Consider the following 23,608-nt stretch of genomic DNA (forward strand, 5'->3'; position numbering starts at 1 on the left):
GGGCAGGACGCCCAACCCCGGTCTTGCCGTGTGCGCAGGACTGCGCAGACGAGCAAGCGGCTGCCAAGCCTACAAGGACGTACTTGCGGCGTCCCCGCACTCCGACACCGCCCCGCCAACCCACGGACTGCCCGCTCTTGATGTTGCCGTTGCTTGCAGCAGGTGCAGGGCCGCAGGCCCTGCAAAGAACCCTACCCCCGCGGGCGGCTGCGCGAGGGCACCAGCGCGAAGGTATCCACCGCCAGCTTCTCGGCATGGTTCAACCACGCACGGATCTCCAGATCATCCACTTCGTGGTCCAGCCCGAAGGACACGTTGATCTTGCCGTTGGCATCAGGCTGAACCCACTGCTGGGCCAACACCACCTTGCGCTGCGAGGACACCGCCTCGATCCAGAAACCGCGATCCGGGCGCGTGCTCGCCACCAGCTGCAGCATGTACTGGCCGGCGCGGGTACGGCGGCCCTTCTGGGTGATCATGTGTGCCTGGCGCACGCTCGGGCGCGGGCCCTGGAAGGCGTCCAGCGGTGCATCCACCGCGATGCCGCCGCGCAGGTCATTGTCGCGGTAGAGCTTGATGCCGTTGTCGCGGTTGACCAGCAGGGCGCACCAGTCGCCGTCGGCCGAGCCGTCCTCGAACGCGGTGCAGCGGTCGACGTAGGCCAGGGTGTTGTCCGGGTTCGCGTCATCGAACTGGCGCGAGGTGTTTTCCAGATACACCGACTTCAGGCCCCAGTCCTTGTCGTACTCCAGCAGCACCGGTGGCTGCACGTGCTGCAGGCCGACCACTACCTGGTCATCGCCATCGATCTTCAGTTCGCGGGTCGGTTCGCCCAGCCACAGTGAACGCGCGAAGGCGAGGTACTGCGGATAGTCCCGGCCCCCCTCGCGGCGTGCGGCCACGCTGGCACTCGGTGCGCGCTTCTCATCCAGCAGCGAACGGCCGAAGCCCATGGTCTGCAGCTTCGGGTCGAGCAGGCTGAGCAGGGTGGCGCCGGAATCGAGCGTCGAACCGTCCTCCACCGCCAGCTGGCGCGGTGCCACGCCGTTGCCGAGGAACAGCAGCAGGTTCTCGCGCTTCTGCTGGGTCAGGATGTGGGTCAGATCGTTGGGCATCGCCAGGTGGTCGGAGGCGATCACGATCAGCGTGTCCTTGCCGTACGGGCTGGCCTGGATGCGCTGCACCAGCTGCGAGATCAGCCGGTCGCTGCACTTGAGCGCGTTGAGCATGTTGATGTTGCCGTACTGGCTCTGGTAGCGCTCGCCCTTGCACGACACCGGCAGATGGCCGGCGGGATGATGGGTGTCCATCGTAAGCGTGGTCAGCATGAACGGTGAGCCCGCACGCGAGAGCTGTTCGAAGCGCTGGTAGGCGGTATCCAGCAGTACGTCGTCATGCACGCCCCAGGCCGAGTAGTGGATGCGGCCGATCTTCTTCTGCTGCTTGAACCACGCCAGGTCGTGCACTTCATCGAAGCCGTGGCTGGCCAGGAACTGGCCCTTGCCGGCGAACTGGCCGTTGGCGCCGCCCAGGTAATGATTGGTGTAGCCCTGCTGCTTCAGGTAGTCGCCCAGGCACACGGCCTTGGGCAGGAAGCTGCCCATGCGGTCCATGCTGTTCTCGTCGCCCTGCGAGGTGGTCAGCGGCACGCCGCACATCGACGACACCAGGCCGGCGATGGTCCAGCCGCTGCCCTCGGCCGAGGCCAGCCCCCGCACGTCCAGAGACTCGGAGGCCAGGCGGTTGAGGTTGGGCATCAGGCCCGGGAACACGTTCTCGTCCAGGTAGGTGCGCTCCAGGCTTTCGCCGTAGATCCAGACGATGTTGCGCGGGCGCTGCAATGGCTGCGTCGGCACCTGGTATTCGGGTGCGATACGGGCGAAATCGACCGGGCGCAGCTGCTGGTACAGGCGCTGGCCGTCGCGCGCCAGCGGGCTGATCATGATCGTGGCCACCCACACCGCCGCGAAGCCTGCAAACCAGGCAGCACCGCGGCCGGGCCGGCGCCAGCGCTTCACCCGCGTGGCAAACAACGGGAGCAGCGAGACCAGCGCCAGCACGATGAAACCGGCGATATAGCCCTTGAAGTCGGCGACACCGGCGCCTTCCATGTCGGCGCCCAGGTGGTACAGGGTGGCGGCATTGAGCCCGTCACCAGACAGCTTGTCGATCAACCACCACGCACTGAGTGCAAGCAGCAGCAGCGAGAACGCACCGGCCTTCCACCACACCCACCTGTCGGACGCGAGGAACAACCAGCACAGCAGCAACAACGACAGCAGCAGTATCCAGAGCATAGGCAGCTTCGGCAGTGACGGGGTGGTGGTGATGGACGTCGTACCGACGCGTGTCCATCCGACCGGCGCTGCCACAAGCACATCCACATGACAGGCCGATGACCCGATAGTGCATGCACGAACCTGACTGAAATGTTTGTTGAAATGACGCGCGCGGAATCACGCCCGCAAGGTAAAGCAGGCGTGAAAGGCTTCGTTGGATTGCATTAAAAACCGCATGAATACGGCGGTTTCAATGCATGCGCTAGCGGTGGCCGCGTTCCTCGCGTGCCCGCGCGCGACGATCGAACAGTAGCGCGCTGGTCACGATGCCCAATCCGAGCACCACGCCGATCAACAGCAGGATCAGCGCGATGAGCGGGTAGCCGAACAGGTGCCAGCCAGTGTCGATCTTCATCATCATCGCAGCGGCCATGATCAATGCGGCGCTGATGATGCCGGCCGCCACGCGGTTGGCGATCTTCTGCAGGTTCTCCATCAACCGTGATTCTTCCAGGCCGGTCACCTTCATCTGCAGGCGGTTCTCGGCCAACAGCGCCATGATGTCCGACAGCTTGCGCGGCCCATCGCGCAGCAGCTGCTGCAGCTCCATCGCTTCGCTGGCGATGTTGGCGGCCGACAGCGATTTCTTCAGGCGCGCGCGCATGACGTGCTGCAGCTGGCGCTCGACGATGCGGCGGGTTTCCAGCTCGGGCGCCAGCAGCCGGCACACGGTTTCCAGGTTGAGCAGCGCCTTGCCCAGCAGGCTCAGCTCCGGCGGCGTGCGCAGGCCGCAGGCGGTGGAGATGCGCACCATGTCCAGCACCACGCGGCCCTCGGAGAAACTGCCGCTGGCGGCGTAGCGCGCAATCAACTGGCCGGTCTCGCGCAGGTAGCGCTCCTCGTCGAACGCCTCCAGCCGGGTGCTGATGCTGATCAGGTCGTCGGCCACTTCTTCGCCGCGGCCATCGACGGCGGCGAACAGGATCTTCAGCAGCCGCTCGCGCAGGCGCGGCGGCATGTGCGCGACCATGCCCAGGTCGAAGATCGCCAGCCGGCCATCGGGCATCACCCGCAGGTTGCCCGGGTGCGGATCGGCATGGATCTCGCCGTGCACGAAGATCTGGTCCAGGTAGCCACGGATCAGCGCCGCGGCCAGCGGGTCCATTGATTGCTCGGTGCGGCGCACATCGGGAATCGCGTCCACGCGCACGCCGGTAGCCAGTTCCATGGTCAGCACGCGCTGGCTGCTGTAATCCCACAGCGGTTGCGGAATCCACAGCCGGCGGAATGGCTTGAGATGGCGACCAAACCGCGCCAGGTTCTCGGCCTCGGCGTGGTAGTCCAGCTCCTGCATCAGGGTCTTGGCGAACTCGTTGAGCCAGTCGCGCAGGCGCACGCGGCGGCCCACCTGGGTCAGGTGGTCGGCAGCCAGCGCGAAGCTGCGCAGCGCCTCCAGGTCCGAGCGCAGCTGCGCGGCCACCTCGGGCTTCTGTACCTTCACCGCCACCTGCCGGCCATCGTGCAGCACCGCGCGGTGCACCTGCGCGATCGATGCGCAGCCCAGCGGCTCGGGATCGAACGAAGCGAACAGCTTGTTCACCGGCGCACCCAGTTCCTGCTCGACGATGGCATGGATGCGCTCGACCGGGATCTCGGCCACCTTTTCCTGCATGCGCTCCAGCGCTGTGGCGAATTCCACCGGCACCATGTCCGGTCGCGTGGACAGCATCTGGCCCAGTTTGACGAAGGTCGGCCCCAGCGCTTCCAGATCGCTGACGAACTGTTCCGGGTTGCCGTCGGCGGGCACGTCGGCCTGGTGGCTGGCAGCATCCAGGTTCATGCCCGAGAACACCCCCGAATGGCGGTAGCGCATCAGCAGGCGCAGGATCTGGCTGCGCCGGTTCATGCCCTTGACCAGCGGGGGATTGCCATTGGCGGTGGGCGGATTGCTCAAGCGACACTCCCATGCGACAAAGTTGGTAGTGCCGGCCGCTGGCCGGCAATGTCCAGATTCCGCAGTGTCGCCGGGGGGCGGTAGGCACGCGGTGAATCCGACCGCTTCCGCAGCGGCCCCGGTATCGGTCAGAATCCGCTCATTCCCTCACTTGGATGCCCCATGGCCGGTGCCAGCCTGTTCGCCCTGCTCGACGATATCGCCTCCCTGCTTGACGATGTCTCGGTGCTGACCAAGGTGGCGGCGAAGAAGACCGCGGGTGTGCTGGGCGACGACCTGGCGCTGAACGCGCAGCAGGTGACCGGGGTCAACGCCAACCGCGAGCTGCCGGTGGTGTGGGCGGTGGCCAAGGGGTCGCTGGTCAACAAGGTGATCCTGGTGCCGGCTGCGCTGGCGATCAGTGCGCTGGAGGCGTGGCTGCACAGCCGTGGCTGGAACGTGCCGCTGATCGTGCCGTTGATGATGATCGGTGGCGCCTTCCTGTGCTTTGAAGGCGTGGAGAAACTGGCACACCGCTTCCTGCACTCATCCGATGACGACGCCGAGCGCCAGGCCGAGCGGCGCAAGGCGCTGGCCGACGCGCAGGTGGACATGGTGGCGTGGGAGAAGGACAAGGTGAAGGGGGCGATCCGCACCGACTTCATCCTCTCGGCCGAGATCATCGTGTTGACCCTGGGCGTGGTGGCCACCGCGACCTTCACCAACCAGCTGCTGACGCTGGCGGTGGTCGCACTGGCAATGACGATCTTCGTCTACGGACTGGTGGCGGGCATCGTCAAGCTCGACGACGTCGGCCTGTACCTGTCGCGCAAGGGCGGCGCGATTGCGGCGTTCGGTCGTGGCCTGGTTGCCTCTGCACCGTGGCTGATGAAGTTCCTGTCGGTAGCCGGCACCATCGCCATGTTCCTGGTCGGTGGCGGCATCCTGGTGCACAACGTGCCGGCACTGCATCACGCGGTGCAGGCACTGGGCGGCGAGGGCCAGTGGGGCTGGCTGGTCAGCGCGGTGGGCAACATGGTGGTCGGCGTCATCGCCGGTACCATCGTGCTGGCGGCGGTGAGCGGCTTCCAGAAGCTGCGCGGGAAGTAAGCGGCGACGGGGTCCCCGGTGGAGGCCGGCCTTGGTCGGCGCTTTGTTTCCCGCACGTGCCAACCAAGGTTGGCACCCACCGAAGCGGTTCACGGGGGCCGGGCGCTATCCCGCCTGCACCCGGTTCTTGCCTTGTCGCTTGGCCGCGTACAACGCATCATCGGCGCGCCGCAGCAGCGCTTCGGCGTCGTCGCCGGGCTGCCATTGGGCCAGCCCCGCACTGAAATGCACCGGCACACGCTTCTCCTGCACGGTCAGCACGCGGTGTGCCAGCGAGCGTTGCAGCCGCTGCACCGTGGCCATGCTGTCAGCGCCCTGGGTTTCCGGCAGCACCAGCACGAACTCGTCCCCGCCCAGTCGCGCGATGCCATCGGTGGCGCGCAGCAGCAGCTTGCATACGGACACCAGGTGCTGCAGCAGCGCATCGCCACCGGCATGGCCATGCGCATCGTTGGTCTGGTGGAAATCATCCAGATCGATCACTGCCACGCCCAGCGGCGAGTTGTTGCGCGCGGCACGCGCCAGCTCGCGTTGCAGCAGCTCTTCCAGGCCACGGCGGTTCAATGCCTGGGTCAGTGGATCGATGCGCGCCAGATCGCCGGCCGCGCGCAGTTCCTGCTCCAGCTCGGCGATGCGTTGTTCGGCACGTTCCACTTCCTGGCGCGCATTGGCCAGGTGGTCGCGCGCCTGCGCGGCTTGCTGCTGCACCTTGCCGGTGTCGCGCATCACGTCCTGCAGCAGCTGGTTGAGGTCGGCGATGCTGCGCGCTTCGCGCAGCTGCAACGCGTAGCTACCGATGCGATCGTGGTATTCGCCGGTGCTGGCAGCCATGCCATCCATGCGCTCGATGAACTCGCCCATCAGCCCGCGCATCGCTGCCTTTGAATCGTCGATGCCCTGGCGCAGCAGGCCTTGCTTGTAGATCACTTCGCGCAGCTCGGCGCGGGTGCGCTCGACGGCTTCGGCCTCCAGCGGCCCGTCCAGCAGCTGGCGTACCGCGGCGATCTGGCCCTGCAGCCAGCTGCGGTCGTCCAGCAGTTCGCTCACGTTCTCCAGCAGCAGCGCGAACAGCTCCAGCAGCAGCGCCTGCTGCTCCTGCCAGCTCTCCGCGCGCACGCCGACCTGGTGGCCGAGTTCGCGCACGCCCTGTTCAATCGGCTCCAGAGCGGTGCCCGGCTGCCACTGGCGCAGGCGCAGGGCGAGCGCCTGTGCCTGTTCGCGCAGGTCCGGGTCGTGCTGCAGCAGTGCGACCACCGCGCCGCCCAGCAGCAGCCGCAGCTGCTCGGACAAGCGCAGGCTTTCGGGCTGCCCGTCCGGCGAATGCTGCTCGATGGTGCGGATGTACTTGTCGATCAACTGCCGCATCGCGCGCCCGTAGCGCGGCCAATCGGCACTGGCCTGCGCCGATTGCAGGCGGTCGCCCATGTCGCCAAGCTCGCCGGGCAGAGTGGCCATGCCGTTGGCGAACGCGGCCAGCAGCGGCTCCGGTGCATCGGCGCCAGCAAACAGCTGCTGCAGGGCCACGCCACCGCCGCCCTGCAGCACCACGCGGTCGCCCAGCCCGTCATCCACCACCGCGCGCACGCGTGCCGGCGGCCCAAGGGCAGTACCGGGGGCGGGGCGGTGGTCGGGCTGGTCCGTCATGGAGCAAATCCTGGGGCTGGCAGGGACTGGTTCCAGCATATCGGCGCGGCCGCCGACGGCTTGAACGGCTAGGATGGGCGACAGGATGCCGCAGTGGAGGTAGTGATGCGCGTGATGCTGCTGGGGGCAACGGGCCTGGTCGGCGGGCTGGCCCTGCCGATGCTGCTGGAGGACCCGCGCTGCCGCGCCGTGGTGGCCCCTTCCCGGCGGGCGCTGACCCTGGCCCACCCGAAGCTGTACGCGCCGGTGCTGCAGTTCGACGCCCTGCCGGAGGCGCCCGACTGGGCGCAGGTGGATGCGGTGATCTGCGCGCTGGGCAGCATGATGGCCCAAGCGGGGAGCCGTGAGGCCTTCCACCGTATCGACCATGACTACCCGCTGGCGTTTGCGCAGCTGGCACGCGGCCAGGGCGCGCGCGCGTTCGTACTGAATTCGGCAGCGGGGGCCAATGCAGGCTCCGCGATCTTCTACAACCGGGTGAAGGGTGAACTGGAGCGCGATCTGCGCACGCTCGCGTTTGCTTCGCTCACCCTGGTGCGGCCCGGCCTGATTGGCGGGCAGCGGCAGCAGATGCGCCGTGGCGAACACTTCGCCCTGCGGGTGCTGGGGGTGCTGGGGCCGGTGTTGCCGCGGGCGTGGCGGATCAATCCGGCCGAACGGATTGCCAGGGCGCTGGTGGATGCCGCGCTGGCTCCGCCGCCGGGCGAGCACGTGGTGGCATCCAGCGCACTGGTCGGCTGATGTCGCGTGCGCTGCGCCTGACCCAGCTGCTGCAGCTGCTGCGCCGCCATCGGCGGCCGGTGGCCGGGCAGACGTTGGCCGACGCGCTGGGCATCAGCCTGCGCACGCTGTACCGCGATATCGAGACCCTGCGCGAGCAGGGAGCCGACCTGCGCGGGGAAGCCGGCATCGGCTACCAGCTGGCGCCGAGCGATACCCTGCCGCCGATGACCCTGCCACCGGCTGAGATCGATGCATTGGTGCTGGGCCTGCGCTGGGTTGCGGCCCGTACCGAACCCGCGTTGGCCGAAGCCGCACGCGATGCCCTGGCGCGTATCGCGCATGTGTTGCCCGCAGCGCGGCGCGAGGCATTGCGTGACAGTGGCCTGCGGGTAGGCCCTTCGCGAACGGCGGCCAAAGTGCCGGCGGCGCGCCTGCAGGCCGTGCGCGAGGCGGTCAGTGCGCAGCAGCGCCTCAGGTTCGGTTACGAGGATGCGCATGGCCAGCGCAGCGAACGCATCGTCTGGCCGTTCGCGCTGGCCTACTTCGATGAAGTTCCGATGCTGGCTGCCTGGTGCGAGAGCCGCCAGGACTTCCGCCATTTCCGCCTGGACCGCATCCGCCAGGTGCGCGCGCTGGAGGATCGCTACCTCGTGCCGCGCGCCACCCTGCTGCGGCGGTGGCAGAAGGCGCAGGGCATCGCACCGGACTGGCTGGACCGTTCGTAGCGTCGAGCTTGCTCGACTGCTTCTGTGCTTCGCTTCCGGCTCCTGGGGAGGGCGGCTTTCGCTCTTCGCTCTTGGTAGGGGTCGAGCTTGCTCGACCGCCTTTGATCTTCGCGAACAGCCGTCGAGCAAGCTCGACCTCTACCAGAGCAAGAACAACAGCCGTCGAGCAAGCTCGACCTCTACCAGGGCAAGGGCAACAGCCGTCGAGCACGCTCGACGCTACTGACAGAATCTGTCAGCAGGCCGGTACCACCATGAAGCCTCCCAACAACGGAGCTTCCCATGTTCACGCCCAGCACCCTGCTGCAGTACGTGCGCGACGTCGCCGCAAGCGCCTCCTTCTACAGCGGCATCCTCGGCAAACCGCCGGTCGAGCAGTCACCAGGCTTTGCCCTGTTCCTGCTCGGCGATGGCGCCGCACTGGGCCTGTGGCAGCGCGATGACGTGCAGCCCCCCGTGTCTGCGCAGGCCGGTGCCGCCGAACTGGCGATGGTGGTGGACAACCCGGAAGCCGTGCAGCAGATGCACGATGCATGGCGCGCGCTCGGCGTGCAGATCCTGCAGGCGCCGGTAGCCCTGGAATTCGGACACACCTTCGTCGGTGCCGATCCCGATGGCCATCGCCTGCGCGTCTACAGTCGCGCCGAGGGGTTGGTCGCGCGCGATTGATCGCCCGCATTGTGTAGATCCACGCCATGCCTGGATACGGGCACAAAAAAACGCCGGGCAGTGCCCGGCGTTTTTCCAGATCATGTGCCAACCAAGGTTGGCACCCACCGATCAGCTGGCCAGCGCCAGGTCGTCCATCATCGCGCGCAGGAAGCGGGCCGCTTCACCACCGGTGGCCGCGCGGTGGTCGAAGGTGACCGACAGCGGGATCACCTTGTGCGCTTCCACGCCGCCCATCACCGGGGTCATCTGGTGGCGGGCACGGCCGGCACCGACGATGGCCACGCACGGCGGCACCACGACCGGGGTCGCGTAGCGGCCGGCGAACATGCCGAAGTTGGACAGCGAGATGGTGTAGCCGCTCAGTTCCGAGGCGGCGATCGAACGCGATTCCACCTGCTCGCGCAGGCGGTTGACGCCTTCGCGGATGCCGCGGGCATCGAGCATGTCGGCATTGCGCAGCGCCGGCACGAACAGGCCGTCGTCGGTGTCCACGGCGATGCCGATGTCCACCTGCGCGTGCAGGGTGCGGGTCAGCGCTTCACCGTCGAACCAGGCATTCATCGCCGGCACCTTCTGCGCGGCCACCACGATCGAACGCACCAGGCGTGCGGTGACGTCGTTGCCCGGCAGCCAGGCGTGGATGTCGGCATCGTCGTTCAGCGTGGTCGGCACGACCTTGCTGTGCGCGTCGGCCATCACGCGGGCCATGTTGCGGCGCACGCCCTTCAGCGGTTCCGGCTGGCCCTTGGCCACCACGCCCGGCGGCTGGGTGCGCATCGGCTTGCCGGCGGCAGACAGCGGGGTGCGCGCTTCGCTCTGCACCGGGGCCGATACCTGCGCCGGGGCCGGCGCGGCATAGGCAGCCGCGGCAACCGGTGCCGGGGTGGCGCCAAGCTTGGCGCTGCCGTTGGCGGCGGCCTGCTTGACGTCGGCCATGGTCACCGCGCCATCGGTGCCGGTGGCAGGCACGCGGCTCAGGTCGACGCCCAGCTTGCGCGCCATCGCACGCACGGCGGGTACGGCCTTGACGCCACCGACGGCCAGCGCCTGCTCGGCGTGCACGGCATTGGAGCTCTGCATCGCGCCGACCACGGTACCGGCGTCATCGCGCTCGGCAGCGGCGGGCTTGGCGGCTTCGGCAGCCACCGGTGCGGCAGCGGCCGGCAGCGGCGGCGGGGTCGGTGCGGCAGCCGGTGCGGCATGGCCATGGCTGTGGCCGGTGTCCTGGCCATCGGCACGCTGCGGCAGGTTCGGGTCCAGCTCGAAGCTGGCCAGCACCGAGCCGGTCGGGATGATGTCGCCGGCCACGCCGGACAGCTTCAGCACCTTGCCGGAGAACGGCGAGGGCACTTCGACGACGGCCTTGGCGGTCTCCATCGAGACCAGCGGCTCGTCCAGCTTGATCACATCGCCTTCCTTGACGAACCACTCGACGATGGTCGCGTCCGGCAGGCCTTCGCCCAGGTCGGGCAGGTTGAAGTTCTTGGTCTGGCTCATTTGCAGTTCTCTTCCAGCAGTTCCAGTTCGCGGGCCGGCAGCCAGCCCGTCGCGCCATTGGCGCGCTCGGACCACCACCACCCACCGTGTTCGTGATGAAGCTTCACCATCTCGCCGCTCTCCACATCCAGCTCGCGGGCGTCGTAGTCGCACAGCGCTTCGGCGCGACCCTCGTCCAGCAGCTGCAGCCAGGCGATGGGCGCCCATCCAGCGCGCCCATCGTTGGTGCGTACCCAGGCAAACGCCGGCCATTCCTCGTCACGAACGCCTACTTCGACGATCTGGCCGGTGCGGAACCGGAGCGGGTTGGGATACTGGCTGCGGTAAGCCCCCAGAAGGCGGGCCCGCATGTCAGCCGGCCGCCACCGCGCGCTTGGCCGCAGCCACGATCCGCTCAACGCTCGGCAGGTACTTCATTTCCAGGCGGAACAGCGGAATGTGGGTGTCGTAGCCAGTGACGCGCTCGACCGGAGCCAGCAGGTCGTAGATCGATTCCTCGGCCAGGCGCGCGGCGATCTCGGCGCCGAAGCCCGCGGTCTTCGGGGCCTCCTGCACGATCACGCAGCGGCCGGTCTTGGCCACCGACTCGGCGATGGTGGCGAAGTCCAGCGGACGCAGCGTGGCCACGTCGATCACTTCGGCGCTGATGCCTTCGCCGGCCAGCTTGTCGGCCGCTTCCAACGCTTCCTTCACCTGTGCGCCCCAGGTCACCAGGGTCACGTCGGTGCCGTCGCGCAGCACGAAGCAGACGTCCAGCGGCAGGGCCTCGCCGTCGTTGACGACCACTTCCTTGTACTGGCGGTAGATGCGCTTGGGCTCCATGTAGATCACCGGATCCGGCTCGCGGATCGCGGCCAGCAGCAGGCCATACGCACGCTGCGGCGACGACGGCAGCACCACGCGCAGGCCCGGCACGTTGGTGAAGATGGCCTCGTTGGCTTCGCTGTGGTGTTCCGGCGCGCGGATGCCACCGCCCCACGGCACGCGCAGCACCATCGGGCAGTGCAGGCGGCCACGGGTGCGGTAACGCAGGCGCGCGGCGTGGCAGACGATATGGTCGACCATCGGGTACATGAAACCGTCGAACTGGGCCTCGGCCACCGGCTTCATGCCCTGCGCGGCCAGGCCGATGGTCAGGCCGGCGATGGTGGTTTCATCCAGCGGGGTGTCGAGGATGCGCTCGGAGCCGAAGCGCTGCTGCAGGCCGGCGGTGGCACGGAACACGCCACCGTTGACGCCCACGTCCTCGCCCAGCACCAGCACCGACGGGTCGTGCTCCAGCTCCCAGGCCAGTGCCTGGGTGATGGCTTCGATCAGGGTGATGGGGGTGGTGGTCATGCTCTGTTCTCCGCGCGCGACGGCGGCGCTGTCGGCGGCGTTGGTGTGCGCGCCGGGCGCGCCGTTCTTGATCTCATCCATGGCGCTGCTCCAGGGCGATCGCCTGTGCACGCTGTGCCAGCAGGTCCTGCGGTGGATCGGCGTAGAGGAAATCGAACATCGCCTCGACCGGCTGCACCGGCGTGTTGAGATACAGGTTCACTTCCTCGTCCACGCGCGTGCCGCACGCGGCGACCCAGGCGGTTTCTTCTTCCTCGCTCCAGACGCCGGCGTTGATCAGGTACTTGCGCAGGCGCAGCATCGGCTCGCGCTGCCAGGCATCCTTCACCTCGGCATCGTCGCGGTAGCGGCGCGCGTCATCGGCGGTGGTGTGGTCGGACAAGCGATAGGTCATCAGTTCCAGCACGGTGCCACCGTCGCCGGCCAGCGCACGTTCGCGCGCCTGCTCCATGGCCGCCAGCACCGCGATCAGGTCGTTGCCGTCCACCTGCAGGCAGTGCAGGCCGCCGGCCAGGCCCTTCTGCGCCAGCGTCTCGGCACCGGTCTGGGCCGAACGCGGAACCGAGATGGCCCAGCCGTTGTTGACGATGCACAGGATCAGCGGCAGCTTGTAGGCGCCGGCCGAATTCAATGCAGCATAGAAGTCGGTCTTGGAGCTGCCGCCGTCGCCGCACACCGCCACGGCGATCTGCGGTTCCTTGTTGAGCTTGAACTTCAGTGCGGCACCTGCGGCGTGCAGGCACTGGGTGGAGATCGGCACGCAGAACGGGAAGTCCTTGGCCGCATTGCCGCCGTAGTCGTTGCCGCGCTCGTCGCCGCCCCAGTACATCAGCACGTCGTGCGGACGTACGCCACGCATGAACATCGCGCCATACTCGCGGTAGGACGGTGCGAACACGTCGTCCTTCTGCATCGCGGCGCCGATACCCACGTGCGCGGCTTCATGGCCCAGGCAGGCGGCGTAGGTGCCGAGCTTGCCGGTGCGCTGCAGCGCAATGGATTTGCTGTCGAACGTACGTACGAACAGCATCTGCTTGAACAGCGGTACCAGGACCTTGGGGTCGCGCAGCGACGCGGGCAGGTCATCGCGGACGAGCTTGCCGTCCGCGTCCAGGTACTGCAGGTATTCGATCTTGAATTCAGCGGCAACCGTCATTGCGTACTGCACCTTCGACAGAGAAGTTACAAATGATATGAATCGCCATGTTAAGGAACGCGTACGGAATAGCCTTCCTGCGCCGCAACACGGCGAAGCCCTGTTTTACCCCTGCCGGCGGGTGGGGGGCCAATAACAACAACGTATTCAGTCGTTGCTGCAAAGCATCAGAATACGCCTCTGGCTGACTGGCTGCGCAACGGCCTGATCGGTTCCACGCGCAGCCCCGGCATCGGCCGATGCTCCACGGCCAACCGCACGGCCCGGTATGGACCCGGCGGCTGCCAGCGCGGCGGCAACGCGCTACCCTTGCCGCCCCCGATCTGGTCCCGCCCATGTCCGTCGACAACAACCAACGCGATCTCGAAGCCGGCATCCACACCGATCTGCAGGGGCGCCTGACCTATGGAGGCTACCTGCGGCTGGACCAGCTGCTCAGCGCGCAGCAGCCGCTGTCCAGTCCGCCGCACCACGACGAGATGCTCTTCATCATCCAGCACCAGACCTCGGAGCTGTGGCTGAAGCTGCTCGGCCACGAACTGCGGGCGGCGATCGGCTTCCTGCAGCGCGATGAAGTCTGGCAGTGCCGCAAGGTGCTGGCGCGCAGCAAGCAGGTGCTGCGCCAGCTCACCGAGCAGTGGTCGGTGCTGGAAACGCTGACCCCGTCCGAGTACATGGGTTTCCGCGATGTGCTGGGCCCGTCCTCGGGCTTCCAGTCGCTGCAGTACCGCTACATCGAGTTCCTGCTGGGCAACAAGAACGCGCAGATGCTGCAGGTGTTCGAGCACGACCCGGCCGGGCAGGCGCAGCTGCGCACCGTGCTGGAGGCGCCGAGCCTGTACGAGGAATTCCTGAAGTACCTGGCCCGCTTCGGCCACGCCGTGCCGGCGGTGTACGAGACCCACGACTGGACCCAGCCGCACGTGGCCGACGACGCCCTGCAGCCGGTGTTCGAGCGCATCTACCAGGACACCGACCGCTACTGGCGCGAGTACTCACTGTGCGAGGACCTGGTGGACCTGGAGACTGCCTTCCAGCTCTGGCGATTCCGTCACATGCGCACCGTGATGCGGGTGATCGGCTTCAAGCGCGGCACCGGCGGCTCGTCCGGGGTGGGCTTCCTGGCCAAGGCGCTGGAGCTGACCTTCTTCCCCGAGCTGTTCCAGGTACGCACCAGCCTGCAGGCGGCGCCCCCGGCCGCATTGGGCTGATCCCCATTCAGCTTGAATCCCGGCCGGCGGCTGGATCGTTTCAGATGCAAGTTCAGCGAGCAGGCGGTGACCTGCCTCAAACGGCGTGTATTTGACGTGAACGCCAGAAGTCGGTGATCCTCGCGCGTTGCTCCACTGCACATCGGACGTGCTCGTCATCCACCGAACCAGGAAACCCGCATGAGCGTAAACGCCACTGCGAACACCCCAGAGCCGGCGCTGCCGGACTTCAAGACCACGCTGGGCCATCCGCGCCCGCTGTGGATGCTGTTCATGACCGAGTTCTGGGAACGCTTTGCGTTCTACGGCATCCGCTGGGCCTTGGTGCTGTACATCGTCTCCCAGTTCTACAACGGCAACGCTGCCGGTGAGGGCGACGCCAGCCGCATCTACGGTGCCTACCTGGCCCTGGTGTACGCCGCGGCGATCTTCGGTGGCTACGTGGCCGACCGGGTACTGGGCTACCAGCGCTCGATCCTGACCGGCGCGATCATCATGGCCGCCGGCCTGTTCATGATCTCGCTGCCGCAGGAGCACATCTTCAAGCTCGGCCTGGCCACGATCATCGTTGGCAACGGCCTGTTCAAGCCGAACATCTCGACCATGGTCGGCAAGCTCTACGGCCTGAAGGATGAGCGTCGCGATTCGGGCTTCACCATCTTCTACATGGGTATCAACATCGGCGCGATGATCGCCCCGGTGCTGACCGAGTACCTGGCCCGCAAGGTCTTCGGTACCTCGGAAATGCCGTCGTACAAGGTCGTGTTCATCGCCTCGGGCGTGGGCATGCTGATCTCGCTGGTGTGGTTCTACATCGGCCGCGCCGGCCTGAAGGGCATCGGTGCACCGCCGGCCGGCGCTGAAGGTTTCGGCCGCATCATCATGGTGCTGGTCGGTGCCGTGGTCGCGATCCCGGTTGCGTACTTCCTGCTGGCCACCGGCGCCACTGCGCTGGCCTGGATCCTGGGCGCGATGTTCACCGCGCTGGCCATCCTGCTGCTGGTCGAGGGCATCCGCGAGGGCAAGGTGCAGCGCGACCGCGTGATCGCCATGCTGATCATCTTCGCGTTCAACGTGATGTTCTGGATGTTCTTCGAACAGGCCGGCAGCTCGTTCACCTTCCTGGCCGAGAACATCGTCAACCGCCAGATGGGTGACTGGACCTTCCCGACGGCCTGGTTCCAGTCGGTCAACTCGGTGGCCATCATCACCCTGGCGCCGATCATCGCCTGGATCTGGGTGGCCCTGGGTCGCGCCAATCCGTCGATTCCGCGCAAGTTCGGCCTCGGCCTGCTGTTCAACGGCGCCGCCTTCGCCCTGCTGATGTACGCGCTGTCGCAGATGGTCGTGGACGGCAAGATCCCGTTCTGGACCCTGTTCATGGTCTACGTCATCCAGTCGGTAGGTGAGTTGTGCCTGTCGCCGATCGGCCTGTCGATGGTGACCAAGCTGGCTCCGGTGCGCCTGGTCGGCTTCGGCATGGGTGGCTGGTTCCTGTCCACCGGCATCGGCAACAACCTGTCGGGCATCTTCGCCGGCGTGGTCAGTGGTGAAGGCGGCATGACGGTCGAGTCGGCCCTGAAGGGGTATACCTTCGGGTTCTGGGCCCTGATCGGCTCCGGCGTGGTGCTGTTCCTGATCGCCCCGCTGATCAACAAGCTGATGCACGGCGTCAAGTAATGATGAGAGGGTAGCTGGCATGCGTATGAAGCTCGGTAGTGCAGTGGTGGTGGTCTGTGCGGCGCTGATCGGCGCCTGTTCCCAACCGCAACCGCCTGCCGCCGCCGAGCCGACGCAGCCGCTGGACACCCGACCCACCGAGCCACCGGTCGCTGACCCCAGCGAACCGGTGGCCTCGGGCAACACCCCGGTGGCGGCGGACATCGCCGCCATCGCCGGGCTCGGCGCGCAGTTCGACCCGGCCCGAGACCCCGCCGATGACCTGGCCACCGCCAAGGTGGAAGCCCAGCGCGGCAAGAAGCGCATCCTGCTCGAGGTCGGCAACGCGGCCTGCGATCGCTGCCAGGCGCTGGACGAGCTGGTGGAAGGCAACGGCGACCTGCGCCGCTTCCGCGACGCCCACTACGTGTGGGTGAAGGTCAACGCCAGCGACGAACAGCCCAACACCGCCTTCCTCGCCCAGTTCCCGGAAATGGAGCGCGACTACCCGCACCTGCTGGTGCTGGACGCCGACGGCAGCCTGCTGGTGTCGCAGGCCACCGCCGAGTTGCGCCGGGGCGAAGCGTTCCAGCCTGTGCGTGTGAGCGCCTTCCTCAAGCAGTGGGCGCCTGACAAACCGGAATGAGGTCGCGCCGACCGCTGGCCGGCATGCTCGGTGGGTACCGACCGTTGGCCGGCACTGATACCGGCTCGCATCCGCGCCCCGCGCGGATCTACTGCGCGCGCCGTCACACTCTCCGAATTGGCGTCTCAACTTCACCGAACGTACGCCGTTACCGGCAAGGACTTCAGTCGACGCTCCGTCGACACAACCTACCGGAACGCCCCATGCACAGCGACCACGCCGAACGATTGCCCGAAGCTGCCAGCGACCTGGCCGACGCTGGGGCAGGCGACGGCGTGACCCTGCCGCCGCAGGAAGCGCTGCTGGATGACGCGGGCACCGGCCAGGACACCGTCGAACTGGCCCCCCCGCGCCACCGCCTGCCGCAGATCGCGCTGCCCGACAACGTGGTGCTGAAGGGTGCGGTGCAGAAGCTGGTCGAGCAGAAATCGCGGCTCGACGCGCTGGCTGCCGAGGGCCAGCTGGCCGGACTGCTGCCGCCGGAATGGCAGGGCCATGGCGTGCGCGCGATCGAACTGTCCACCTTCATCCAGGGCGTGCTGCCGTTCCTGCAGCCGGGCGAGCGGGGCGAGACCGCCCCGGCGCGGCTGCCGGTGCGCCACGTGCTGGGCGATGACAGCCGCTGGGGGCTGGATGATGTGTCCGAACCGAAGTCACTGGCCTGGTACCTGGCCAGTGACGAGCGCGCCACCGCCGGCAGCAAGGACGTGGCCGAGGCCTACCTGGTGGGGGCGCTGGGCCTGGCGTGGATGCAGGAAGGGCGCAGCCGCCCGGGTTTCCTGCGTGCGATGGGCCAGGACAGCCTGGCGGCACGGGTGACCATGCTGGGCTACCCGCCGGCCAACGAGCTGGCGCTGTACAGCGTCACCGCGCACGGCCAGCCGCAGATCTGGTGCGTGCATGGCCGTCGCCGCATGCGCCCGCTGGTGGCGCCGTGGCTGAGCGTGCCGCTGCTGACCGCTTACGGCGTGCCGGCACCGGTCGCGTGGCCGACCAGCTTCCCGCCGGTGGAGGCGGTTGCCGAAGTGCTGGCCACCGCCCGGCTCGGCCGCGCGCTGCCCGAAGTGGACCTGGGCAAGGTGGTGGCGAAGATCGCCGAAGACGCCGCATCCGAAGCCTGGCAGCCGGTCAGCCTGCTGCAGCTCAACACGTGGTCGCCGCGCTGGCACTTCTTCCTGGGTACCTTCGTCGGCCTGCCGTCACTGCTGCTGGTGGCCGCGGCACTGGCACTGCCGGGGGCGGTCGAAGCGGCAACCGTCGCGGCGTCACTGGGCTTCGCCGGCGGCGCCATCGCGGCGCTGGCAGTGCCGTGGATCCACGCGCGGCGCAAGCACCTGAGCTGAAAAAGGGGACGGAGGGGATTAAGCCGCAATCAGCACACGTGTGCCCAAAACGACTTAATCCCCTCCGTCCCTTTTTTGCTCAGACCCCTTCGCCCATCCGCTCCAGGCCGTCGCTGGCCAGGCGCAGGATCAGCTTCTCCAGCACCTGCTCTTCCTCGTCGCTCAGTACCGACATCAGCTTGCGGGTGATCTCGATCACCATCGGCGCGATGGTCTCGTACACCTCGAAGCCGGCCGCGGACAGTGCCAGCACCGAGCGCCGGCGGTCGTCGCCGTGGGTTTCGCGCTTGATGAAGCCGCGCTCCAGCAGGCGGGCCACGGCGCGGCTGACCGCCACCTTGTCCATCGCCGTGCGGTCGGACACCTCGCTGGCCGACGAGCCGGGGTACAGCGCCAGGATGGTGATGACCCGCCACTCGGGAATCGCCAGGCCGTAACGATCGCCGTACAGCTTGGCGATGTTGCCGCTGACCCGGTTGGACAGCACGCTCAGCCGGTAGGGCAGGAACTGTTCAAGGTCGAGCAGGACGTGCGAGGCACGCAGGCGGGTCGAGGCGGGTTCGGGGCTCATGTTGCGGTGCACCTTGCTGGTGGTTTCAAGTGTAACTATAAGGGGTAGGTCCAGACCCTGCATTCTCGCCGGGTCGCCACCTGCCCGCACCTGGTTTGTACCGATGCGGTACCGATTCGGAGCCACGCCATGAATACCGCAGTCCCGACCGCCTCGCACCCCAACCCCGGCATGCAGGTCACCACCTTCGAGAACCCGATGGGCATCGACGGCTTCGAGTTCGTCGAATTCGCCGCCCCGGCCGGCCGTGGCCAGGAGCTGCACGAGTACTTCCGGAAGATGGGCTTCAGCGCGGTGCTCAAGCACAAGCAGCGTCCGATTACCGTCTATCGCCAGGGCGACGTCAACTTCCTGGTCAATGAAGACCCCGATTCGTTCGCCGCCGACTTCGCCGAAAAGCATGGTCCGTGCGCCTGCGGCTTCGCCATCCGCTTCAAGAAGCCGGGCCAGGAGGTCTACCAGACCGCGCTGGGCAACGGAGCCGAAGCCATCGCCTTCAAGCCGGACAGCAAGGCGGTCAACGCGCCGGTCATCAAGGGCATCGGCGACTGCATGCTGTACCTGGTCGACCGCTATGGCAGCGCCGGCAGCATCTTCGACGGCGACTACGAGCAGATCCCGGGTACCGACCTGCACCCGGTCGGCTTCGGCCTGACCTTCATCGACCACCTGACCCACAACCTGTACTTCGGCAACATGCAGCAGTGGTCGGACTACTACGAGCGCCTGTTCAACTTCCGCGAGATCCGCTACTTCGACATCAAGGGCCTGAAGACCGGCCTGGTGTCCAAGGCGATGACCGCGCCGGACGGCATCGTGCGCATCCCGCTGAACGAATCGTCCGACCCGAAGAGCCAGATCAACGAGTACCTGGACGCGTACAAGGGCGAGGGCATCCAGCACATCGCCTGCTTCACCGAGAACATCTACGAGACCGTTGAAGCGATGCGCGCGCAGGGCGTGGACTTCCTCGACACGCCGGAGACCTACTTCGACGTGATCGACCAGCGCGTGCCGAACCACGGTGAAGACGTGGCGCGCCTGGCGAAGAACAAGATCCTGATCGACGCCGATCCGGAAACCCACCAGCGCAAGCTGCTGCAGATCTTCACCCAGAACTGCATCGGCCCGATCTTCTTCGAGATCATCCAGCGCAAGGGCAACGAAGGCTTCGGCGAAGGCAACTTCACCGCGCTGTTCGAGAGCATCGAGCGCGACCAGATCCGCCGCGGCGTGCTGTAAGGTCTGCGGGTAATGTCGGCCTCCCGCCGGCATGGCCTGTCCAAATGGTAGTGCCGGCCGCTGGCCGGCAATCTCTGGAGTTTCCATGTCCACCGCCCTCACCGCCCGCGGCTACCAGTCCGGTTTCGGCAACGAATTCGCCACCGAGGCCGTGGCCGGTGCACTGCCGGTCGGGCAGAACTCGCCGCAGAAGGTGGCCCACGGCCTGTACGCCGAACAGCTGACCGGCACCGCGTTCACCGCGCCGCGTGGCAGCAACCGCCGCAGCTGGCTGTACCGGATCCGTCCGGCCGTCACCCACGGCGAGTTCACCCCGTTCGCGCAGTCGCAGCTACAGTGCGATTTCGGCGCACAGCCGGCCTCGCCGAACCAGCTGCGCTGGAGCCCGCTGCCGTTGCCGGAGCTGCCAACCGACTTCGTCGAAGGCCTGTACACCATGGGTGGCAACGGTTCGCCCGATGCGCACGCGGGTGTGGGCATCCATCTGTACGCGGCCAACCGCGACATGGTCGGCCGCTACTTCTACGACGCCGATGGCGAGCTGCTGATCGTGCCGCAGCTGGGCGCGCTGCGCCTGCTGACCGAGATGGGCGTGATCGAGATCGAGCCGCAGCAGATCGCGGTGATCCCGCGTGGCGTGCGCTTCCGGGTGGAACTGCCCGACGGCCCGAGCCGCGGCTACATCTGCGAGAACTACGGCGCGCTGCTGAAGCTGCCCGACCTCGGCCCGATCGGCTCCAACGGCCTGGCCAACCCACGCGACTTCGAGACCCCGCACGCGGCGTTCGAGGACGTGGACGGTGATTTCGAACTGATCGCCAAGTTCGACGGCCGCCTGTGGCGCGCCCCGATCAACCATTCGCCGCTGGACGTGGTGGCATGGCACGGCAACTACGCGCCGTACCGCTACGACCTGCGCCGCTTCAACACCATCGGCTCGATCAGTTACGACCACCCGGACCCGTCGATCTTCCTGGTGCTGCATTCGCCCAGCGACACACCGGGCACCAGCAACATGGACTTCGCGATCTTCCCGCCGCGCTGGCTGGTGGCACAGAACACGTTCCGCCCGCCGTGGTTCCACCGCAACATCGCCAGCGAGTTCATGGGCCTGGTGCATGGTGCCTACGACGCCAAGGCCGAAGGCTTCGTGCCGGGCGGGGCGTCGCTGCACAACTGCATGAGCGGCCACGGTCCGGATGCACCGACCTTCGACAAGGCCTCCAATGCCGATCTGTCGAAGGCGGACGTGATCAAGGACACAATGGCCTTCATGTTCGAGACCCGCGCGGTGATCCGGCCGACCGCGCAGGCGCTGGCCGCCGGCCATCGCCAGGGCGATTACCAGCAGTGCTGGAACGGCCTGCGCAACAATTTCCGGCCGTCCCGCTAGCTTGGTGGGTGCCGACCTTGGTCGGCACCCACTTATATGCTTGAAACGACTTAATTCCCTCCGTCCCCTTTTTCTTTACGCCGCTTCGGCGAAGGCGTCGCAATGCTCCAGCGGCAGTGCCTCCAGCAGGCGCTGCCGCACGCGTTGGCAATAGCCGTCCGAGGTCAGTACGGGCAGCATCTGCATCGCCGACTGCAGCCGCTGCAACACCTCGTCTTCCGCGCGTGCCTGCTGCAGGTCGCGGAACAGCGCCGCCGCCTGCGGGTGGCGCTGCATTTCCAGAATGCCCAGTACATAGATGCGCGCGGCCACCAGCGAGCGGCGGCGTTCGACCGGTGCGCTGGTCGTGACGGGCGTCGGGGCCGGTGACACAGCGGGCCGCGCGACCGGTACTGCGGGCGCTGGCAGCGGTGCTGCGGTCGGCCCGGTGTCCAGGTAGCCGCTCTGCACCAGCTGGATCACCATGGCGGGCGCTTCCTGGCCGAGCAGGCCGGTCAGCTCGGCGACAGTGCGCTGGCCGTCGCACAGGATCAGCAGCCGGCGCTGGCGCATGTCCAGCGGCGCGCGGTGGGCCTGCAGCGCGGTTCGGGCGAGATCGGTCTTGCGCGGTTGCATGGAAGGGACTGGCGAGTCGGTGCAGGCCGAGCCTGAACGAGGGCGATGAAACCGCGATGACAATGCAGCGCCTGCACGCGCATTGCGCTAGCGTGCAGCCACCTTCGTGCCAGGGAACCGCACCGATGAAGCACCTTCCGATTGCTGGTCTGATGCTCCTTTCGCTCACCGCCTGCAACGGCGGCTCCGACAAACAGGGAGCTGCGGGCAGCGGCAGTGACACGCCGGCGGAAACCGCGTCCGCAACCGGGCCGGCACAGTCGGCGGATCCGGATCTGGCCGCCCGCGCCGCCAATGACCTCCGGGCTGACAGCCCAGCGCGCCTGGACGGCTTCGCAGGCGCCAAGCTGGGCGCCAACATCGCCGAGGTCCGTAGTGGATTTGGAGCGCCGCTGCAGGGGCTCGGCACCGATGCGGCCGGCAAGCCGCTGCCGGCCGACGACAGCAACGATGGCTGCTACTTCCTGCGTCCGCAGGACGCCGAGGATCCGCACCTGATGATCGAAGGCCGCAAGCTGGTGCGCTATGACGTGCGCAGCGCCGCGATCATCGCACCGGGCGGCGGCAAGGTCGGCATGACCCTGGGCGAGCTGCAGGTGCTATACCCCGAGCGCGCCGATGTCGGCCCTGACAAGTACGACGAGAAGGCCCAGCACCTGCGTGTGCGCCCGGCGCAGGAAGGCGATGCGGTGATCGACTTCGCGCTGGGTGCCGACGGCAGGGTCGGCGCATGGCGGGTCGGCAAGACTCCGCAGGTCGATTACGTGGAAGGCTGTGGCTGATCCTTGATCCACGGCCCAGCCACGCGCGCGGGGCCAGCGTAGAATCGCGCCACGACCGCTGGGGGAGTGCTCGATGATCGCCATTGCCATTGCCTGGTTCCTGCTCGGCCTGCTGCTGCTGGCGCTGGGCGGGGACTCCATCGTCAAGGCCGTGTCCGGCCTGGCCCAGCGCTTCGGGGCCAGCCCGTTCACCGCCGGCCTGCTGCTGCTTGGGGTGACCACCTCGTTGCCGGAACTGGCGGTCAACGCACGGGCGTTGGCGGTCGGCCAACCCGAGCTGGCATTGGGCAATGCGGTGGGCAGCAGCATCGTCAACATGGGCATGACCCTGGCCCTGGCGGCGATCGCCGCACCGTTGCTGCTGCGCGCGCGCCTGCAGTCGGTGCTGTGGTGGTCGCTGCTGGCGGCTGCTGCGCTGCTGATCCTGTTCGGCCTCGACGGCCGGCTGGTGCGCTGGGAAGGCGGCGTGCTGGTCGCCGGCTTCATCGTCATGCAGGTCGTGCTGCTGCGCCGGGGCGGCAGCGAGAGCGCCGAGGTGCAGGCGGCCATCGCCGAGTCCGCGCTGAGCCGCACCAGCCTGCCGTTGAACGTCCTGCGCGTGCTGATTGCTGCGCTGGCCCTGTACTGGGGCGCACGCCTGGTGGTCGGTGCGGCGGCTGATTTCGGAACCGCGCTGGGCTGGACGCCGTTGCTGGTCGGCCTGCTGCCGGTGGCCATCGGTACCGCGCTTCCGGAGGTGGCTGCCGCCATCGCCGCCGCGCGCCGCGGTCATGGCGACATGGTGCTGGGGCATGTGCTGGGTTCCAGCGCGGTCAACCTGCTGCTGGTGATCGGCGCGATGGCCATGCTGCAGCCGCTGGCGCTGCCGGCCTCGTTCGTGCGCCTGGAACTGCCGGCGCTGCTGGCGTTCGCGCTGGTGCTGTACCCGATGCTGCGTGGCGACCTGAAGATCAACCGCGGTGAAGGCGCGATCCTGCTGGTCGCGTTCGTGGGCTGGCTGGTGCTGGAAGTGCTGCTGGTGGGCGCACCCTGAGGCAGTGCCGGTTCTGTGTGGTCTCTTCTTCCCGCC

20 protein-coding genes and 1 pseudogene are annotated in these 23,608 nt (G+C 67.5%); 12 read left to right on the top strand and 9 right to left on the bottom strand.

Translation table 11 applies throughout. The features are described from left to right. Positions 1-191: 191 nt before the first annotated feature. Positions 192-2,297 (bottom strand): phosphoglycerol transferase I, encoded by a 2,106-nt coding sequence (locus tag O0J73_RS05340; RefSeq protein ID WP_006474506.1) that lies wholly within the window; start codon positions 2,295-2,297, stop codon positions 192-194. Between the two features lie 244 nt (positions 2,298-2,541). Continuing rightward, positions 2,542-4,197, bottom strand: a pseudogene (locus O0J73_RS05345) (AarF/UbiB family protein); the annotation flags it as partial. Positions 4,198-4,395: 198 nt separating this feature from the next. Between O0J73_RS05345 and O0J73_RS05350 the strand changes: the two are divergent. Then, positions 4,396-5,322, top strand: a complete 927-nt coding sequence (locus O0J73_RS05350) for a DUF808 domain-containing protein (protein WP_308308176.1) — start codon at positions 4,396-4,398, stop codon at positions 5,320-5,322. A 105-nt stretch (positions 5,323-5,427) separates the two neighbouring features. Here the strand turns inward: O0J73_RS05350 and O0J73_RS05355 are convergent, their stop codons facing one another. Beyond that, on the bottom strand, positions 5,428-6,966 hold the full coding sequence (locus O0J73_RS05355) for a GGDEF domain-containing protein (RefSeq protein ID WP_197564019.1): 1,539 nt from the start codon (positions 6,964-6,966) through the stop codon (positions 5,428-5,430). 105 nt (positions 6,967-7,071) lie between these two features. Between O0J73_RS05355 and O0J73_RS05360 the strand changes: the two genes are divergently transcribed. From O0J73_RS05360 to O0J73_RS05370, 3 genes are all read left to right on the top strand, one after another. Beyond that, positions 7,072-7,707 (top strand): NAD-dependent dehydratase, encoded by a 636-nt coding sequence (locus O0J73_RS05360; protein WP_308308177.1) that lies wholly within the window; start codon positions 7,072-7,074, stop codon positions 7,705-7,707. Beyond that, positions 7,707-8,414 (top strand): YafY family protein, encoded by a 708-nt coding sequence (locus O0J73_RS05365; RefSeq protein WP_308308178.1) that lies wholly within the window; start codon positions 7,707-7,709, stop codon positions 8,412-8,414. The genes O0J73_RS05360 and O0J73_RS05365 overlap by 1 nt, the downstream gene beginning before the upstream one ends. A 282-nt stretch (positions 8,415-8,696) precedes the next feature. Further along, on the top strand, positions 8,697-9,083 hold the full coding sequence (locus O0J73_RS05370; protein WP_308308179.1) for a VOC family protein: 387 nt from the start codon (positions 8,697-8,699) through the stop codon (positions 9,081-9,083). 111 nt (positions 9,084-9,194) lie between these two features. Here O0J73_RS05370 and O0J73_RS05375 read toward each other — a convergent pair whose 3' ends face one another. Genes O0J73_RS05375 through pdhA form a run of 4 tightly spaced genes read right to left on the bottom strand, consistent with a single transcriptional unit; the run spans position 9,195 to position 13,077 of the window. Next, positions 9,195-10,583 (bottom strand): dihydrolipoamide acetyltransferase family protein, encoded by a 1,389-nt coding sequence (locus O0J73_RS05375; RefSeq protein WP_197564017.1) that lies wholly within the window; start codon positions 10,581-10,583, stop codon positions 9,195-9,197. After that, positions 10,580-10,933 (bottom strand): SH3 domain-containing protein, encoded by a 354-nt coding sequence (locus O0J73_RS05380; RefSeq protein ID WP_012512332.1) that lies wholly within the window; start codon positions 10,931-10,933, stop codon positions 10,580-10,582. Before O0J73_RS05380 ends, O0J73_RS05375 begins: the two co-directional genes overlap by 4 nt. A 1-nt stretch (position 10,934) precedes the next feature. Then, complete coding sequence (locus O0J73_RS05385) at positions 10,935-12,002, bottom strand: alpha-ketoacid dehydrogenase subunit beta (RefSeq protein ID WP_006474353.1); 1,068 nt, start codon at positions 12,000-12,002, stop codon at positions 10,935-10,937. After that, positions 11,995-13,077 (bottom strand): pyruvate dehydrogenase (acetyl-transferring) E1 component subunit alpha, encoded by a 1,083-nt coding sequence (gene pdhA, locus O0J73_RS05390; protein ID WP_006474350.1) that lies wholly within the window; start codon positions 13,075-13,077, stop codon positions 11,995-11,997. Before pdhA ends, O0J73_RS05385 begins: the two co-directional genes overlap by 8 nt. 335 nt (positions 13,078-13,412) lie before the next feature. On the opposite strand from pdhA, the gene O0J73_RS05395 reads away from it, so the two are divergent. The 4 genes from O0J73_RS05395 to O0J73_RS05410 all read left to right on the top strand — a co-directional run bounded on the left by O0J73_RS05395 (position 13,413) and on the right by O0J73_RS05410 (position 17,936). Beyond that, the gene (locus O0J73_RS05395; RefSeq protein WP_008265566.1) at positions 13,413-14,288 is read left to right on the top strand and encodes a tryptophan 2,3-dioxygenase family protein; all 876 of its coding nucleotides are present in this window, start codon (positions 13,413-13,415) and stop codon (positions 14,286-14,288) included. 180 nt (positions 14,289-14,468) lie between these two features. Then, entirely contained in the window at positions 14,469-15,968 is a 1,500-nt protein-coding gene (locus O0J73_RS05400) for a peptide MFS transporter (protein WP_049456245.1), read from the top strand. Positions 15,969-15,987: 19 nt separating this feature from the next. Continuing rightward, positions 15,988-16,593, top strand: coding sequence for a thioredoxin family protein (locus tag O0J73_RS05405; RefSeq protein WP_049456244.1), 606 nt, complete (start codon positions 15,988-15,990; stop codon positions 16,591-16,593). A 203-nt stretch (positions 16,594-16,796) separates the two neighbouring features. Beyond that, a complete protein-coding gene (locus O0J73_RS05410) occupies positions 16,797-17,936 on the top strand; it encodes a hypothetical protein (protein WP_274511259.1) in 1,140 nt (379 codons plus the stop codon). Positions 17,937-18,015: 79 nt separating this feature from the next. Here the strand turns inward: O0J73_RS05410 and O0J73_RS05415 are convergent, their stop codons facing one another. After that, the gene (locus tag O0J73_RS05415) at positions 18,016-18,507 is read right to left on the bottom strand and encodes a MarR family winged helix-turn-helix transcriptional regulator (protein WP_049456242.1); all 492 of its coding nucleotides are present in this window, start codon (positions 18,505-18,507) and stop codon (positions 18,016-18,018) included. A 129-nt stretch (positions 18,508-18,636) separates the two neighbouring features. On the opposite strand from O0J73_RS05415, the gene hppD reads away from it, so the two are divergent. Further along, entirely contained in the window at positions 18,637-19,749 is a 1,113-nt protein-coding gene (hppD, locus tag O0J73_RS05420; RefSeq protein ID WP_006474253.1) for a 4-hydroxyphenylpyruvate dioxygenase, read from the top strand. 85 nt (positions 19,750-19,834) lie between these two features. Beyond that, positions 19,835-21,142 carry a homogentisate 1,2-dioxygenase gene (gene hmgA / locus O0J73_RS05425; protein ID WP_006474249.1) on the top strand — a complete coding sequence of 436 codons (1,308 nt, stop codon included), beginning with the start codon at positions 19,835-19,837 and terminating at the stop codon, positions 21,140-21,142. 75 nt (positions 21,143-21,217) lie between these two features. On the opposite strand, the gene O0J73_RS05430 is transcribed toward hmgA, so the two are convergent. After that, positions 21,218-21,757, bottom strand: coding sequence for a hypothetical protein (locus tag O0J73_RS05430; RefSeq protein ID WP_308308180.1), 540 nt, complete (start codon positions 21,755-21,757; stop codon positions 21,218-21,220). A gap of 125 nt (positions 21,758-21,882) precedes the next feature. Here O0J73_RS05430 and O0J73_RS05435 point away from each other — a divergent pair, with 125 nt between their 5' ends. Together O0J73_RS05435 and O0J73_RS05440 are read left to right on the top strand one after the other, a co-directional pair. Then, a complete protein-coding gene (locus tag O0J73_RS05435; protein WP_308308181.1) occupies positions 21,883-22,539 on the top strand; it encodes a hypothetical protein in 657 nt (218 codons plus the stop codon). Positions 22,540-22,612: 73 nt separating this feature from the next. Continuing rightward, positions 22,613-23,572: a sodium:calcium antiporter gene (locus tag O0J73_RS05440; RefSeq protein ID WP_308308182.1), complete on the top strand. Its 960-nt coding sequence runs from the start codon at positions 22,613-22,615 to the stop codon at positions 23,570-23,572. Positions 23,573-23,608 lie beyond the last annotated feature (36 nt).

The sequence above is a fragment of the Stenotrophomonas sp. Sm6012 genome (assembly GCF_030985895.1).
GTDB lineage: Bacteria > Pseudomonadota > Gammaproteobacteria > Xanthomonadales > Xanthomonadaceae > Stenotrophomonas > Stenotrophomonas forensis.

What these genes read in the sequence shown, in the direction of transcription:
- O0J73_RS05340 (WP_006474506.1), bottom strand. Translation starts at nt 2,297, where the DNA reads ATGCTCTGGATACTGCTGCTGTCGTTGTTGCTGCTGTGCTGGTTGTTC.
- O0J73_RS05350 (WP_308308176.1), top strand. Translation starts at nt 4,396, where the DNA reads ATGGCCGGTGCCAGCCTGTTCGCCCTGCTCGACGATATCGCCTCCCTG.
- O0J73_RS05355 (WP_197564019.1), bottom strand. Translation starts at nt 6,966, where the DNA reads ATGACGGACCAGCCCGACCACCGCCCCGCCCCCGGTACTGCCCTTGGG.
- O0J73_RS05360 (WP_308308177.1), top strand. Translation starts at nt 7,072, where the DNA reads ATGCGCGTGATGCTGCTGGGGGCAACGGGCCTGGTCGGCGGGCTGGCC.
- O0J73_RS05365 (WP_308308178.1), top strand. Translation starts at nt 7,707, where the DNA reads ATGTCGCGTGCGCTGCGCCTGACCCAGCTGCTGCAGCTGCTGCGCCGC.
- O0J73_RS05370 (WP_308308179.1), top strand. Translation starts at nt 8,697, where the DNA reads ATGTTCACGCCCAGCACCCTGCTGCAGTACGTGCGCGACGTCGCCGCA.
- O0J73_RS05375 (WP_197564017.1), bottom strand. Translation starts at nt 10,583, where the DNA reads ATGAGCCAGACCAAGAACTTCAACCTGCCCGACCTGGGCGAAGGCCTG.
- O0J73_RS05380 (WP_012512332.1), bottom strand. Translation starts at nt 10,933, where the DNA reads ATGCGGGCCCGCCTTCTGGGGGCTTACCGCAGCCAGTATCCCAACCCG.
- O0J73_RS05385 (WP_006474353.1), bottom strand. Translation starts at nt 12,002, where the DNA reads ATGGATGAGATCAAGAACGGCGCGCCCGGCGCGCACACCAACGCCGCC.
- pdhA (WP_006474350.1), bottom strand. Translation starts at nt 13,077, where the DNA reads ATGACGGTTGCCGCTGAATTCAAGATCGAATACCTGCAGTACCTGGAC.
- O0J73_RS05395 (WP_008265566.1), top strand. Translation starts at nt 13,413, where the DNA reads ATGTCCGTCGACAACAACCAACGCGATCTCGAAGCCGGCATCCACACC.
- O0J73_RS05400 (WP_049456245.1), top strand. Translation starts at nt 14,469, where the DNA reads ATGAGCGTAAACGCCACTGCGAACACCCCAGAGCCGGCGCTGCCGGAC.
- O0J73_RS05405 (WP_049456244.1), top strand. Translation starts at nt 15,988, where the DNA reads ATGCGTATGAAGCTCGGTAGTGCAGTGGTGGTGGTCTGTGCGGCGCTG.
- O0J73_RS05410 (WP_274511259.1), top strand. Translation starts at nt 16,797, where the DNA reads ATGCACAGCGACCACGCCGAACGATTGCCCGAAGCTGCCAGCGACCTG.
- O0J73_RS05415 (WP_049456242.1), bottom strand. Translation starts at nt 18,507, where the DNA reads ATGAGCCCCGAACCCGCCTCGACCCGCCTGCGTGCCTCGCACGTCCTG.
- hppD (WP_006474253.1), top strand. Translation starts at nt 18,637, where the DNA reads ATGAATACCGCAGTCCCGACCGCCTCGCACCCCAACCCCGGCATGCAG.
- hmgA (WP_006474249.1), top strand. Translation starts at nt 19,835, where the DNA reads ATGTCCACCGCCCTCACCGCCCGCGGCTACCAGTCCGGTTTCGGCAAC.
- O0J73_RS05430 (WP_308308180.1), bottom strand. Translation starts at nt 21,757, where the DNA reads ATGCAACCGCGCAAGACCGATCTCGCCCGAACCGCGCTGCAGGCCCAC.
- O0J73_RS05435 (WP_308308181.1), top strand. Translation starts at nt 21,883, where the DNA reads ATGAAGCACCTTCCGATTGCTGGTCTGATGCTCCTTTCGCTCACCGCC.
- O0J73_RS05440 (WP_308308182.1), top strand. Translation starts at nt 22,613, where the DNA reads ATGATCGCCATTGCCATTGCCTGGTTCCTGCTCGGCCTGCTGCTGCTG.